Source organism: Sporosarcina sp. FSL K6-3508 (assembly GCF_038615825.1).
Classification (GTDB): Bacteria; Bacillota; Bacilli; order Bacillales_A; family Planococcaceae; genus Sporosarcina; species Sporosarcina newyorkensis.
Map to the genome: position 1 here is coordinate 1,989,010 of NZ_CP152016.1, position 14,737 is coordinate 2,003,746.

The following is a 14,737-nucleotide window of genomic DNA, read 5'->3' on the forward strand; positions in this document are numbered from 1 at the left end:
TGCAAAACCACCCAATGTAAAGAGTACAATTGCAATTAATGTAATAATAAATAATCTATTATTTTTATCCAAGTACTCACCTTTTTCTTCACAGGATAGAACAAAATAAGCTGTTTTCTTTATTCTACCAAATGAAGACCAGAAAAGGAATTGAATTTCAAACTATTCTTTTTACTCAATCTCCTTCTTCAATTCATTTAAAAATAAAACCATAAAATCATGTCGTTCCTTCGCCAGTCGGATTCCTTCTTCTGTTACCATCAAATCCTTAAGCAATAGCAACTTTTCATGAAAATGCGTAACAGAAGCTGTTTCTTTTGAACGGTACTCAGAAGCCGACATACTCCTGCGAGCTTCTTCCTCTAAGTCGTATAACTTTCTGCCCCGCGCCCCTCCAAAAGCAAATGCCCTCGCAATACCGATTGCTCCGATTGCATCCAGCCGATCCGCATCTCTGACAATAGCCCCTTCAATAGAAGTAACCTCTTTCGAATGCCCTCCGTTAAATGACACACTTTCAATTGCAGACATTACGTTCGCAGATAAGTCCTCTGAAGCACCAATTTGCTTGAGCATCTCTACCGTTGTAGCCTCATGCAATGATTCATATTTCGCATCTTCTATGTCATGCAAAAGAACAGCTAAGCGAACGACGAGCTCATCAGCAGTTGGTTCAGTAAGCAAGATCTTCTCTGCATTTTTCATCACGCGATCAATATGATCTAGATCGTGACTCGCATCATATTTATTATAAATAATTTCAACCATCTGTCTGCATTTCACTATCATTTCTTTCAAATTATCCATTCCTTTCTATACAGTTCTATATCCTATGTTGTAGCGTACCAGAAAAAACATTTGACATCTCATGAAAAGAAATCTTACTGCAAAATAACAAGTGAATTTCAATGCATTTTCCAACAAACTGCAATATTTTTCTACACATGTTGACAAATTGTCAACACTACTTTAAAATTCTTTACAATGTAAGCCGTTAGGTGATCATTTAATTTCTTCCAGTTTTTCTGTAAAGGAGATTGGTTTTATGTCAAATGAATTTGAAACACTGTCGATCGGGCATTTATTACGAAATACTTTAAAAAAACATTCATTGTCCATGCGCAAACTAAGTGAACGTACGGACATTGACACAGCTACGATTTCTCGAATCATCAACAACAAACGTAAAGCGACTCTTGATCATCTAGAGAAGTTTTCATTTGTTTTGGATATCCCGTTGTCGAAACTATTGGAAGCTGCAGGCTATTCTATAGAAAACAAAAAAGAATCAACGTTTGCTGACGATAAAACCATACAACACCTCTTGGATATATCTGATCAACTCTCCGCCACTATTTCCATTTCTAATGTAGAAAAACAACTGGCAGAGTACAAAGACGATTCACAAACGACAGAAGGCAAGAATCGTATTCTGAATGATTTTGAGGAGAAACTCCAAAGCACCGGCGGAACGGGACCATTCATGGATCAGCTAAAATACTTATTCGGCAGGTTCAAAGCTCAAAATGGAAGTAAACGAGAAATTGCTATTATTGGCAGTGCATTATTATATTTCATTGCCCCGATCGATGCCATACCGGATTATTTATTCGCAATTGGCTATATCGATGATGCGATCGCTGTTCAGATTGCTTCCAGCACAGTAAATAAGAATTAATAACCAAGTTAGCAGGTGATAAGGATGGAGACGAGAAGCAAGAGAAGGAGGAAGAAAAGCAAGGGTCGGAGGAACTTTTTCCTGATTTTTGCGTTCATACTACTAGCAGGTGCTATCTACTTTGTGAATCAATATACTAGTGGAGTATCTTTGGCAAATGGGAATACGACGAGCAACGTCCACACTGAACTGAATAGCAATTCGAGCGGCAATGGGGATTTGAATACGAAGTTCGAACCGTTTGAAGGCGCGGATCCTCAGTTTGGTGAAATAAACGTACTGCTAATCGGTAACGATGCCAGAGCGGATGAGGAAGATGCACGATCAGACGCCCTGATGATCGGCCATTACGATCAACATACGAATAAGGTAAAGCTAGTCTCCCTTATGAGAGATACATATGTCGAGGTTCCTGAATATGGAATGCAGAAGATAAATGCAGCATTTTTCCTTGGTGGTCCTGAATTAGTCCGCAAAACCATCAAGCAAAATTTCGACATAGATGTTCAATATTATGCAATCGTCGATTTCGAGGGTTTTACGAAGATTGTAGATGTGATTGCACCTGACGGCATACATGTCGATATCCCCTATCCAATGTCGCACGGTATCGGTATGACACTGGAACCAGGCGAACAACATCTTAATGGTGAACAGCTGCTTGCGTATGTCCGTTTCCGACATGACATCCATAGCGATTTTGGCAGGGTAGAGCGTCAGCAAGAAGCGTTGTCTAAACTAAAAGAACAGGCCATCAGTGTCCACACCCTCTTAAATTTACCAAAACTACTTGGCGTGGTCGATTCCTATCTCGATACGAATATAGATAGTAAAATATTGTTTGCAATCGGCAAAGGTATGGTGACAGGTGGGAAATCCAAAGAAATGGAGACGCTGCGCATACCTGTAGAAGGCTCCTACACCGATAAACGTGTAAATGTAGGCGCTGTATTGGATATTAATCTCGAAGAAAATAAAGAAATCCTAAAAGACTTTTTAGCGTCAAATAAAAATGATGAAGAATGATGATTTATCGAAACAGAACGTGAGGATTAAAACAAATGAATTTAGACTTTAAGATTTTTGAAGCAATCAATCAATTTGCCGGTCACAATAATATACTGGATCAATCCGTTGTATTTTTCACGAAATACGGTCCGCTTTTATTCGGATTGTTTTTCGTCTGGCTATGGTTCACGAAACACGGAAACCGTGCAGAAAACCGAAAAATCGTGCTGTTTGCTTTTACGATTGCCGTGGTCACAATCGGGATTGATAAGGTCATTGAGATGTCGTTTTTCCGCTCACGACCTTTCGTCAGCCATGATGTCACCATGTTAGTAGACAAATTGGATTCCGACCCTTCATTCCCAAGTAATCACACAGCTGGTTCCTTTGCCCTAGCCCTTGCCCTCTTCTGGAAACGCAGAAAAATGGGCTCTGTGCTTCTAGTGTTTGCAGGACTGATGGCATTGTCACGAATATTCGTTGGTGTCCATTATCCTACTGATGTATTGACGGGCGCTTTCATTGCACTTGTAGTTGCATTTTTGATTATTTGGCAACGTCGTTTGATCGAGCCTTTATTTAATTGGATTATTCGGTTGTTTACACGCAGGGGATCGCATGCTGTATAATGGTAAATGGTATACAAAAAAGAACGCTGAGTGGATCAGCGTTCTTTTTTGTATTATTTGACTTCTCAGAAGGGATTCGTTCAAATTTAGGAACGCTCAACGGATGTTCTCAAATGGCAATTTCAGTTTTGACAATACAAATAAAAAAACGAGATAAACACTTAGTTTACTCGCCTCATTGCTGCTCTTATTCTCTTGCTTCTCAACCGCATGAATCTGCTCTATACACTCTTTTAAATTATAATATATTAAATACTTAAACAAGTGTTATACCGTCACTAATTCTAAAATAGCCTTTTGCCGTTGGTCTATTTTTGATAATTTTGAAGATGTTTCTTCCTTTTATTTATCTGTTTGTTTTTGCTTCTTTTCCAAATACTCCGCACGTATTTTTTCTAGTTGCTGCTTTTTATCAAATTTAGCAGGCTTGTGTTTTTCATGATACTTTGTCACAGCTGCCTGACCTTTAGCATCCAATTGATATTTCCCCACTTTGTTCACCTACTCTCTTCTCTTTAAAGAAAATTTATTCAACAACTAAAATGTTCGCGACTAATTTAAATTACGTCCCAGGAGGGATTCGAACCCCCGACCTACACCTTAGGAGGGTGTTGCTCTATCCAGCTGAGCTACTAGGACACAGTAATAAAAATGATTAACAACTTCGATTCAGGTATAGAATCGAAGTTCCAATATTAATCATTTGCAGTTCCATCGTAATCTTCATTAAACCATAGTTGTTCTTGATCATCCACATCGCCGTTATAGTTGATCAGAATTTCTTCACCTGCTTTGATGTCTTTGTGTGCAAAGAAATCAAAGGTATGGTGATCAAAGTTAATGTCGTACGTTGCATTCGGTTCATATGAATGGTTGAATAACATTCCATAACCTAAAAGGATTGCCGTATGATTCATTCCGTATTCGAATGCGTAGTCGGCAAGTATTGTTTTTTCAATATGTTGGTGTTGTTCATTCGGGTACGCAATGACAGGCGCCTCGTGCAAGAGCTGGCCTTTTTTGATGTCGCATGTTGCGAATACTCCCCTGTTGAATTCTCCGTCACTGACAGGAGATCGTTTCACTTCTATTATATCGCTCACCTACTCGCTTGTAAATTATACTTTGTAAGTATAGCATTAATTCAGCCGTATTGCTCTTTTCTAATTTGAATTATTAGGTATAACTTTTCGACGGTTTGTTAACATAAATCAAGGCCGGTAAGAAACACGTAAAACCGGCTAAGGGGTATTCCCTTAACCGGTTCTAAAGACGCTAACGTTAGCCGCTTATTCATCATTTGAAATCCCTTTCTTAATCTGGTTCAATTAATGACCGGTTTACCATTGGAAAGTGCTTCCCGGATTCGATATTTCAATACCTTACCTGATGCATTACGTGGAATCTGTTTTTCCACAAAAATTTGGGTGGGAACTTTATACTTTGCGAGATGTTGCCCGCAAAAAGTTTTTATTTCCTCCTCATCCACTACTTCTCCTTCATTCGGAACAACGATTGCCACAACCTTTTCTCCCCACAACTCATCTGGCAAGCCAATAATTGCTGCATCCAATAATTTTGGATGTTTATATAGAATCTGTTCTACCTCAGTAGAATAAACATTTTCGCCACCAGAGATAATCATGTCTTTCTTACGGTCTACCAGTGTAATATAGCCTTCTTCATCTATTAACGCAAGATCTCCGGTATACAGCCAGCCATCCCGAAGCGCTTTTCTTGTTTCCTCAGGGTTTTTATAATACCCCTTCATCACCATCTCACTTTTGATAATGAATTCTCCTACTTGACCCGGCAGTACATCATCACCTGTATCGCTTACTACCCTTACTTCTGTATTCAGCATGGCTTTTCCGCCTGCACCTATTTTATCCTTATGTTTTTCAGGCGGTAATATAATACCTCCCGGACCCGCCTCGGTTAAGCCGCACATGTTATGAAACTGATCATTCTTAAACATGGCAATCGACTTTTCCAACAGGGCAACCGGCATGGGTGCTGCACCATACCCGCATCTCTTTACGGATGTTAGGTCAAAACTCTCTCTATCAGGAACTAAAAGCAAATAATTGTACATGGTTGGAACGGCGAAGAAAATGTTAATTTTATATTTTCCAATTGATTGGAGTACGTGACGCGGGTCGAATTCCTGATGAATTACCTGAGTACTTCCTAAAAACGTCCCAGTAATCATAAATAAGTTGAGTTGAGCTGAGTGGAAAAGTGGCGCTACGTGCAGCAGATTATCATCCGGACTAATTTTCATCATAATCGCGGTAGAAAACGCTACATGAAGAACCCGATGATGATCGAATAAAGCTCCTTTTGGACGTCCGGTCGTGCCAGAGGTGTATAAAATTTCTGCATCGTCGGATTCATCCACTTCAATAGGCAGGTCCTCGTCATTTTTCGTCAGTATTTCTGCCATTTTGATTTGTTCACCTACTACTTTTTCTCCGACAGAAACCTGAAATATAACTTTTTGGTTATCCGCAGCAGCCTGATTGACTAACATCGCATACTCTTCATCAAAGAATACAGCGGACGCATCGGAGTCATCCAGAATATACCGAACTTCCTCTTGGGTCAATCGGAAATTAATTGGAACAGCTACACCTCCGACTTTCATAACTGCATAAAATGCAATTACGAACATGTCGGAATTTTTCATCAAAAGTGCAACTTTGTCTCCTTTTTCAATTCCTCTTGCAATCAATCCATGTGCAAGTTTATTTACTTCCCGATTCAATCGACCATATGTGTATACGTGATCCTTAAAATAAATTGCTTCTTTATCCGGCGTCCGACGTGCGTTCCTCGCTAAAGTAGTCCCAATATCCATGAACATTCCTCCAGAAAAATATAATGTACTTATACTTTTTTTCGAGCGGCATTTACTTCCTTCAAGATTTCTTCTGTATGTTCACCCAGTTTTGGTGCTATGAAACGAATTACACCAGGTGTCTCAGACAGTTTAATGGGAATACCAATTTGTTTTATCGTTCCTAAAGTTTCGTGTTTCATGGATTGAATCATTTCACGCGCCATTATTTGAGGGTCGCTTGTCATTTCCTCCAGTGTTAACACTGGAGTGACACAGGCTTCTTTATTCTCAAATATCTCCATCCACTCAGCCAGTGTTTTTTGATAGATTATCGTTTGTATTTCGTATTTTAGGCGATGTTGTTCGTGGGGAGGTGCCAATATACGAGGGATAAAATCACTTCTTCCTATCCCATGACAAAACGCTTGCCAAAATTTTTCCTCGAGTGCCCCTACAGAAAGGAAGCGCGCGTCCTTTGTTTCATAAATGCTGTAAGCAGCAAGCCCGCCGGACAACATTTGTTCTCCTCGGTTGGTCGTCACAGAGTCGGCTAAATAGTTCGGGAGGATAGTCTGCAACCAGGAAATCACGCCATCCAACATGGAGATGTCGACAAACTGCCCTTTTCCTGATCTTTCTCTCTCAAATAAAGCTAATAAAATACCTACTGCTGCCGGCAGGGCCCCACCGCCAATATCGGCTATTTGCGTGGAAGGTACAATCGGTTTCCCATCCTTTTCTCCCATCAAATTGAGCAGGCCGGCAAAACTCAAATAATTAATATCATGTCCTGGAAAATCTTTATAGGGACCTGTTTGCCCGTAACCTGTCACCGCACAATAAATAAGGCGTGGGTTTACTAGTTTCAGCGTTTGATAACCCAAGCCGAGTCGTTCCATAACCCCCGGACGAAATGACTCTACCACTATATCTGCGTTCTCGACCATTTTTATAAAATTGTGTTTACCTTCTTCTGTTTTTAAATCAAGGCAAACACTTTTCTTATTTCTATTGAGCGAATGAAAAAGTGCACTGTCCTCGTCTAATTTAGGTTCGTACATTCTTGCATAATCACCGATTTTTGGGTCCTCTATTTTTATCACTTCCGCGCCGAAATCTGCAAGTAACATCGTACAATACGGTCCCGGCAACAGGCGGGTTAAATCGAGAACACGAATAGACGTTAATACCACACGAACACCTCCAGACAAAATTAATTGCGCAAATATTATAAGGTAACTGTCACTCTAGTAAAATGATAAAACGACAGGCAACTTACAATTTACTAATCAAGTCGCTCTACAATGGTCGCATTTGCCATCCCATGGCCTTCACACATGGTCTGCAGTCCATACCGTCCATTGCTTCTCTCCAATTCATGCAGCATGGTGGTCATCAGACGTCCGCCACTTGCACCAAGAGGGTGGCCTAACGCAATCGCACCGCCATTTGGATTCAGTTTTGCCGGATCGATATCAAATTCCTTAAGCCAGGCGAGCGGAACCGATGCAAACGCTTCATTGACTTCAACAATGTCAATATCTTCGAGCGTCAAACCCGCTTTTTGCAGTACCTTCTCTGTTGCAGGAATGGGTCCTGTCAACATGAGTGTCGGATCGGAACCTACAACAGTTCGCGCGATTACACGAAATCTCGGCTTTAATCCAAGTTCAACGGCCTTCTCTCGTGACATCATTAATATCGCAACAGCGCCATCACTGATTTGACTGGAATTACCCGCTGTTACGCTGCCGTCCTCCCGAAAAGCCGGCTTAATCCCGCTAAGTTTCTCGAGATTTGTATTTTCTCTAGGACCTTCATCATCTTTCATCAATGTCATTGTTCCATCTGGAAGTGTTACCTCTAACGGCATGATTTCTTCGACAAAACGTCCTTCCTCACGAGCCTTAATTGCCTTTCTATGGCTTTCCAATGAGAATTCATCCATTTCTTCACGGCTTATGTTCCATTTATCCGCTACTCGCTCGGCGGATATGCCTTGATTAATGATCTCGTACTTTGAAGTTAATGCTTCACTAAGCTGTACTCCTTGCATATTGGATCCCATTGGCACACGCGACATACTTTCAATTCCGCCTGCAATCACAACATCCATATCTCCGCTAATAATCGCTTGTGAGGCAAAATGAACCGCTTGCTGACTCGAACCACACTGCCGATCAATTGTTGTACCCGGAACTTCCACTGGAAAACCGGCAATCAACGCTGCTTGTCGAGCAATGTCAAAAGCTTGCTCTCCAACTTGCGATACACAGCCGAAAATAACGTCTTCCACCAATTCGGCAGAAACACCTGCCCGTTTTAATACTTCCTCCAAAGGCTTTGCAGCCAATTCTTCTGCTCGAATTCCACTTAATAATCCATTTCGTCTGCCAACCGGTGTCCTGACTGCCTCAATAATTACTGCTTCACGCATCGCTATCTCCCTTTCTACCAACCTTTTGTAAGCCCTTACATTTCCATGAAGCCTGCACATATACATTTGTACTGCAAGTTAATACTTCCTCGTCCTGCTGATGTTTAATAATGACTTCCAACATCAGAAGTCCTCATTTTCCATTGGAATCTTTCTTTTTAGATGCTGCAGTCAGCCTCTATAATCCCATGTTTTTCGCGATGATCACTTTCATGATTTCATTGGAACCTGCATAAATAGATGAAACTGCCACATCACGATATCTTCTCGCGATATCGTACTCTTCCATATAGCCATAGCCGCCATGCAATTGCATACATTCATTTGCCACTTTCTTTGCGAGATCAGTCGTCCACCATTTCGCCATCGATACTTCGGTCACGACATCTTTGCCTGCAACATGGTCAACAATCAGTCGGTCAATAAATGTCCTGCCGATCTGAATTTCAGTCTTCAGTTCCGCAAGCTTAAACTGCGTATTTTGGAACTGACTGATACTGCGGCCAAACGCTTTTCGTTGTTTAACATATTCGATAGTTGAATCCAGCATAATTTCCGATGCTGCTATACTTTGAATGGCAACCATCAAACGTTCCTGCTGCAGCTTTGCCATTAAATAATAAAAACCTTTGCCCTCTTCACCAAGTAAATTGTTGGCTGGAACACGTACGTCCTCGAAAATTAATTCGCATGTATCATTTGCATGCTGTCCGACTTTTCGCAGCTTTTTACCTTTTGTAAACCCTGGTGTCCCGGCTTCGACTACAATCAGGCTGATGCCCTTGTGAGCAGGCTGTGCTTTAGGATTTGTTTTACAGACGACAACCACTAGATCGGCACTATGCCCATTCGTAATAAACGATTTTTCCCCATTTAAGATATACTCATCGCCATCTTTAATTGCAGTCGTTTTGACTGCAGCCAAGTCCGATCCAGTTCCCGGTTCCGTCATAGCAATAGCGGAAATCAAATTCCCGGTGATTGCACCTGGCATCCAAGCAGCTTTTTGTGCATCTGTCCCATAAGACGCGATGTATGGCATCACAATATCATTATGGAGACCTACGCCGACCATTCCTGTACCGACTCGTTCGAATTCCTCACTAAGCACAACAGTATAACCAAAATCTGCTTGAAATGCACCGTGTTTTTCATCAGCCCAAGGACAAAGATAGCCTTGAGCCCCTGCCTTTTTCCAAAAAGATCTGGGAACTTGTTTCTCACTCTCCCATTGCTCATAGTATGGAAAAGCTTCCTTTTCAAGAAACTTTCGTAGTGAACGACGGAATATTTCATGTTCTCCATGTAAATAGGCTCTTTCCATATGATTTCCTCCTTATTTAAGGCTATCCTTATCGTGGTTGCATTCTGATCGCGCCATCAAGACGAATGGTTTCGCCGTTTAACATTGGATTTTCCATAATACTGCTTACCAGAAGTGCATACTCAGCAGGAAAACCTAGACGGGATGGAAACGGTGTCATTTTGCCCAATGCGGATTTTGCCTCTTCCGGCAATGAAGCAAATAATGGAGTATCGAATAATCCAGGTGCTACTGTCATTACCCGAATACCGAGCGGAGCAAGATCTCGTGCAATCGGTAATGTCATTCCTACAATCCCACCCTTCGAAGCACTGTAGGCAACCTGACCAATTTGCCCATCAAAGGCAGCAACAGATGCCGTATTAACGATTACCCCACGCTCACCATCCTCATTCGGTTCGTTTTTAGCCATCATTTCTGATGTCAGTCGAATGACATTAAATGTACCAATTAAATTCACTTGGACAACTTTTGCAAAACGAGATAAACTATGTACCCCTTTTTTGCCGATCGTCTTCTCTGCTATGCCAATACCTGCACAATTTACGAGCCCATTAATTTTTCCATACTTTTCAACTGCCTGGTCCAGAGCCTGCTGTACACTGGTCTCGTCGGTTACATCGGTTTGTACATAATACATACTTTCCCCTAATTCCTCTTTCAGATGAAGAGCTTTTTCCTCAGATAGATCGAGGATAACAGCTTTGCCTCCCTTGGAAACGATTTGCCTTACTGTAGCTTCTCCAAGACCTGAAGCTCCACCTGTAACTACTACGACGGCATTTTCTACTTTCATTTGTTTCCCTCCAATAATGATGTAGTTTATTTTTTTACCAGAATACGTGTTAAATAGCCAGAAACCGTTTCAGCAATTTCTATCGGGTCTTTTTTTCCTTCTGGCGAGTACCATTGAGTCACCCAGTTCATGGCACCTAATATTGTGTTCCTTACTATTGTGATTTCTACAGCTTCAAACACTTCTTCATTGATACCTTCTAGGATTAGTTGGTCGAAACACTTCTCGTAATCATTTCGCAATTGAAAAATCTCTTCAAGTTGTTCAGTTGAAAAAATCTGTTCAAGCTTTACCATCATCTCAAACCCTGATTTTTCATCTAGTAAATAGGTGATATGAGCTACCATAGCCTTTTTAAATCTGTCCTCCACCGGTAAATTCTCCTGCTGTATTGTTTTAATATTTACCAGACTTTGCTGTAAGAGCATTAGCTGACTTTGATAAAGCAGATCCTGTTTGTCTTTGAAATAATAATAGACAGATCCTTTTGTCATCAATAAACTAGAGGCAATCTCTTCCATTGTCGTCCCCTGATAGCCCTTTTCTGCGAGAATACTAACCGCAGTCCGTAAAATGTCTTCTTTTTTCTTAGCTATCTTCTTCTGGCGCAACGACACGGCGATTCACCTCCCTGTTAATTGATTAATTTTTATTCTACACATTCATTTTTTAAATATCAAGTTAATTTTCTGAAAATTTAATAACTATTTTTCAGACTACAAATTTCTTATTTATTTGTAGTCATTTTGAAAGTGAAGAATCATGAGCTGATTTCGTTAATTTTTATTCTCAGCCGTTTGCAGTATTTAAATAAAAATTCTAGATATTCACAGGTCCTGCTAGTTATTGTGTCACTTTATTTTTTTCAAGTTATTCTCTTCGAATACTAAACAAATATAAGAATAGGAAAAACAAAAATAGGCGCGGTACCTTCACCAGTACATGGTGGGAGTACGACGCCAATATTTTAATTTGTTGGTTTTATTGTCTCAACCTCTTATTATTCAGGGAACCTTGGACCGCCTCCCATTGAAAACTACCTATCCCAATGACGATGCTGTGCAACAGCTTCCACAAACCGATTTGCAAAATTAGGGATATTTTCATCTGTAATAACACCTGGTTTATTGATGAAATTATTGACATTTAACCATTGTACGCCTTGACCGGTAGCCCCAATTGTCTTTTTGTGACGAAAAGCCTCATCAAGGAAATTTGCGATTTTTTGGTTAAAAGCCATATCATCACTACTTCCCCGCACCATATAGACCGCATCGTACAACACTGAATCGGCAGTATATACATTTTGTGTCGCTTCTAACTGAACATTCTTCGTACCCTGAACTATTCCTTGGTCCTCACTTATGATTTCCGGAACAAGTCCTTTCGATTTCCAATATTCAAGTACTGACTTTACTAAGGGACCATTAAACCCATCCGATACAATTACCGCTACTTTACGAGTTTTCGCAGACATAGGCATATTTAATTGGCTCAATGCCGGGGAAGATTTTGTTACGGTTGATCCTCCACTTGTTGGTGGTGAACCCCCAATATTTCTAGCTATTGTTCTAGCCAGTTCAAGGTTAACATTTGCAAACAAATCCACGTTTTGTTGTCGTACCGATTTACTTTTCACTTTTCCTAGTTCAAAACTAAACGCATCAATTATATGTTTCTTCTCGGGTCCACTCATGCTATTCCAAAACATTGTTGCTTGAGAAAAGAAATCCGTAAAACTTTTACTTCTTGCTCTTATTGTCCGACCCTCAACTTTTTCTTCATAATGCTTATAACCACCCTCTTCAGACGGTACGGGAGCCGGTGTATTCCCTGCTAAGGAGTTACGATGATAGTTCACACGACCAACATTGATCGTCATTCTATGATAACCTTCACGCTGGTTATTATAGAAGGGACAAATCGGACGGTTGATAGGTATCTCATGAAAGTTTGGTCCACCTAAGCGTATTAATTGTGTGTCAATATAGGAGAATAATCTCGCCTGGAGTAATGGATCATTCGTAAAGTCAATACCTGGTACCACATTCCCTGGATGAAACGCCACTTGCTCAGTCTCAGCAAAGAAGTTATCAACGTTCTTAGTTAATGTCATCTTTCCCATGATTATCACCGGAACTTCTTCCTCGGGTATTAGCTTAGTTGCGTCTAATAAATCAAAATCAAACGTAAATTCATCTTTTTCATTTACAATTTGCACACCTAACTCAAACTCTGGATAATCCCCCCGTTCAATCGCATTCCATAAATCATGGCGATGGAAATCAGGGTCAACTCCCATTAGCTTCTGGGCCTCCTCCCAAGTTAAAGAGTGGGCGCCTAGTTTTGGTTTCCAATGAAATTTAACAAAGAATGCTTCCCCCGCAGCGTTAACAAAACGAAATGTATTTACACCAAACCCTTCCATCATTCGAAAACTTCTTGGAATCGCTCGGTCGGACATAATCCACATCACCATATGCGCATTTTCCGGATTATTGGCAACAAAGTCCCAAAAGTTATCATGAGCTGTAGATGCTTGAGGAATGTCATTATGAGGTTCTGGTTTGAATGCGTGAACAACATCTGGAAATTTTATTCCATCTTGAATAAAGAAGACGGGGATGTTATTGGCTACGAGGTCATAGTTTCCTTCTTCCGTGTAAAACTTCGTTGCAAATCCGCGGGCATCTCTTGCCGTATCCCCCGAACCCCTTGCCCCGTTGACAGTGGAGAACCGTACAAATACTGGTGTTTTTATAGATGTATCAGTAAATATCTTCGCTTTTGTATAACGCGACATATCTTCGTATAACTCAAATTCACCGTGAGCTGCAAATCCCCTAGCATGGACAACCCGTTCCGGTATTCGTTCATTATCAAAATGTGTCAATTTCTCTCGAAAATGAAAGTCCTCCATTAAGGTTGGACCACGGACACCGGCAGTCAAGGATAGTTCATCCTCGGAAACCTTTAATCCTTGATTTGTCGTCATATATTTTCCTTTGTCATTCACCCGAAAACTCTCAAGTTGCTCATCTTTTTCGTTATCTTTCTTTTTATCTGTCATTTCATATACCTCCCCATTCATTGATATGAATTGAAAACGAAATTTATCCATCTGATGGGTATGTAAAAAATAATGAACCACACACCTATGATAACTAGATGTGTGGTTCATTATTTTCGGTGGTGCCATAATGATGTCTAAATTAGAATCCTAACAACTCAGTTTAGATATCTCCTTAAATCACGACGTCCCTTATTCAGACAAGAAGACATCCACGAAATCCTCTGCTGGCATAATAAGATTCCGCTCCATTATGATATACGAAAACGTGTCCGAATCGACGATCGCAAAAAAGGGCTCCGCCGAGTTTCCTAATATCAGATGGAGTTTGAACCCAACTCGATGTCTTCAAATCGAAATCCCCAAGTTCCTGTAATGCACGGAACTGGTTCTCCGTTAACAATTCAATGCCCATGGCAGTTGCCATCTCCATAGCGCTATTCTCCGGTTTATGTTTCTTCCTCGACTCCAGCGCTTCCTGATCGTAACACACACTTCTGCGCCCTTTAGGACTTTCCGCTGAACAATCGTAAAAAGCATATTCATCTGATTTTTCATCATACTCTACGACGTCCGGTTCACCACCGGTCATTTCCATTTCATTGAGCGACCAAAGTTTTCCGGGATTTGCTTCGAGCTTCGTTTGTATCACCGTCCATACCAGTCCTTCATGACGGTCCATGTTTTTTTCGAAACGTGCTTTCAAAATTGCTAGTAGTTCTTCTTGTTGTTCTGGTGATAACTCTTTTTTATTACTCATTGTCATAATCGTTCACTCCTTATTATTTACTAAAATCGGGTTTAGTTCGGAGTATAACCTAATAATACTCTGACCAATCACCCTAGTCTGCTCTTCACTTTACCTACTATGAAAAATTTTGTCTAGCCATCATACTGCAAAAAAGATCGGACACACGTTCATGTCCAATCTTTCATGCATTTGAATTAGTTTT

Annotated in this window: 14 protein-coding genes and 1 tRNA gene; 3 read left to right on the plus strand and 12 right to left on the minus strand. The window is 40.6% G+C overall.

Annotated elements, in window-relative coordinates:
* Positions 1-171: 171 nt before the first annotated feature.
* Positions 172-807 (minus strand): HD domain-containing protein, encoded by a 636-nt coding sequence (locus MKX97_RS09785; protein ID WP_342535869.1) that lies wholly within the window; start codon positions 805-807, stop codon positions 172-174.
* 238 nt (positions 808-1,045) lie between these two features.
* Between MKX97_RS09785 and MKX97_RS09790 the strand changes: the two genes are divergently transcribed.
* Genes MKX97_RS09790 through MKX97_RS09800 form a run of 3 tightly spaced genes read left to right on the plus strand, consistent with a single transcriptional unit; the run spans position 1,046 to position 3,315 of the window.
* The gene (locus MKX97_RS09790; protein WP_342535870.1) at positions 1,046-1,678 is read left to right on the plus strand and encodes a DUF1232 domain-containing protein; all 633 of its coding nucleotides are present in this window, start codon (positions 1,046-1,048) and stop codon (positions 1,676-1,678) included.
* 24 nt (positions 1,679-1,702) lie between these two features.
* Positions 1,703-2,704 carry an LCP family protein gene (locus MKX97_RS09795; protein ID WP_342535871.1) on the plus strand — a complete coding sequence of 334 codons (1,002 nt, stop codon included), beginning with the start codon at positions 1,703-1,705 and terminating at the stop codon, positions 2,702-2,704.
* A gap of 35 nt (positions 2,705-2,739) precedes the next feature.
* Positions 2,740-3,315 (plus strand): phosphatase PAP2 family protein, encoded by a 576-nt coding sequence (locus MKX97_RS09800; RefSeq protein ID WP_342535872.1) that lies wholly within the window; start codon positions 2,740-2,742, stop codon positions 3,313-3,315.
* Between the two features lie 342 nt (positions 3,316-3,657).
* Here the strand turns inward: MKX97_RS09800 and MKX97_RS09805 are convergent, their stop codons facing one another.
* From MKX97_RS09805 to MKX97_RS09855, 11 genes are all read right to left on the minus strand, one after another.
* Complete coding sequence (locus MKX97_RS09805; RefSeq protein ID WP_176132480.1) at positions 3,658-3,807, minus strand: hypothetical protein; 150 nt, start codon at positions 3,805-3,807, stop codon at positions 3,658-3,660.
* 73 nt (positions 3,808-3,880) lie between these two features.
* A tRNA-Arg gene (locus MKX97_RS09810) sits at positions 3,881-3,954 on the minus strand.
* A gap of 56 nt (positions 3,955-4,010) precedes the next feature.
* Entirely contained in the window at positions 4,011-4,409 is a 399-nt protein-coding gene (locus MKX97_RS09815; RefSeq protein ID WP_040759608.1) for an SET domain-containing protein, read from the minus strand.
* Positions 4,410-4,639: 230 nt separating this feature from the next.
* The gene (locus MKX97_RS09820; RefSeq protein WP_342535873.1) at positions 4,640-6,175 is read right to left on the minus strand and encodes a long-chain-fatty-acid--CoA ligase; all 1,536 of its coding nucleotides are present in this window, start codon (positions 6,173-6,175) and stop codon (positions 4,640-4,642) included.
* Positions 6,176-6,204: 29 nt separating this feature from the next.
* Positions 6,205-7,350: a CoA transferase gene (locus MKX97_RS09825; RefSeq protein ID WP_342535874.1), complete on the minus strand. Its 1,146-nt coding sequence runs from the start codon at positions 7,348-7,350 to the stop codon at positions 6,205-6,207.
* A gap of 92 nt (positions 7,351-7,442) precedes the next feature.
* Positions 7,443-8,594, minus strand: a complete 1,152-nt coding sequence (locus tag MKX97_RS09830; RefSeq protein ID WP_342535875.1) for a thiolase family protein — start codon at positions 8,592-8,594, stop codon at positions 7,443-7,445.
* A gap of 178 nt (positions 8,595-8,772) precedes the next feature.
* Positions 8,773-9,918 carry an acyl-CoA dehydrogenase family protein gene (locus MKX97_RS09835; protein ID WP_342535876.1) on the minus strand — a complete coding sequence of 382 codons (1,146 nt, stop codon included), beginning with the start codon at positions 9,916-9,918 and terminating at the stop codon, positions 8,773-8,775.
* Positions 9,919-9,946: 28 nt separating this feature from the next.
* The gene (locus MKX97_RS09840; protein ID WP_342535877.1) at positions 9,947-10,714 is read right to left on the minus strand and encodes a 3-hydroxyacyl-CoA dehydrogenase; all 768 of its coding nucleotides are present in this window, start codon (positions 10,712-10,714) and stop codon (positions 9,947-9,949) included.
* Between the two features lie 26 nt (positions 10,715-10,740).
* Positions 10,741-11,331, minus strand: a complete 591-nt coding sequence (locus MKX97_RS09845) for a TetR/AcrR family transcriptional regulator (protein WP_342535878.1) — start codon at positions 11,329-11,331, stop codon at positions 10,741-10,743.
* Positions 11,332-11,750: 419 nt separating this feature from the next.
* Positions 11,751-13,784, minus strand: a complete 2,034-nt coding sequence (locus MKX97_RS09850; protein ID WP_342535879.1) for a catalase — start codon at positions 13,782-13,784, stop codon at positions 11,751-11,753.
* A 196-nt stretch (positions 13,785-13,980) separates the two neighbouring features.
* The gene (locus tag MKX97_RS09855) at positions 13,981-14,550 is read right to left on the minus strand and encodes a DUF4256 domain-containing protein (protein ID WP_342535880.1); all 570 of its coding nucleotides are present in this window, start codon (positions 14,548-14,550) and stop codon (positions 13,981-13,983) included.
* Positions 14,551-14,737 lie beyond the last annotated feature (187 nt).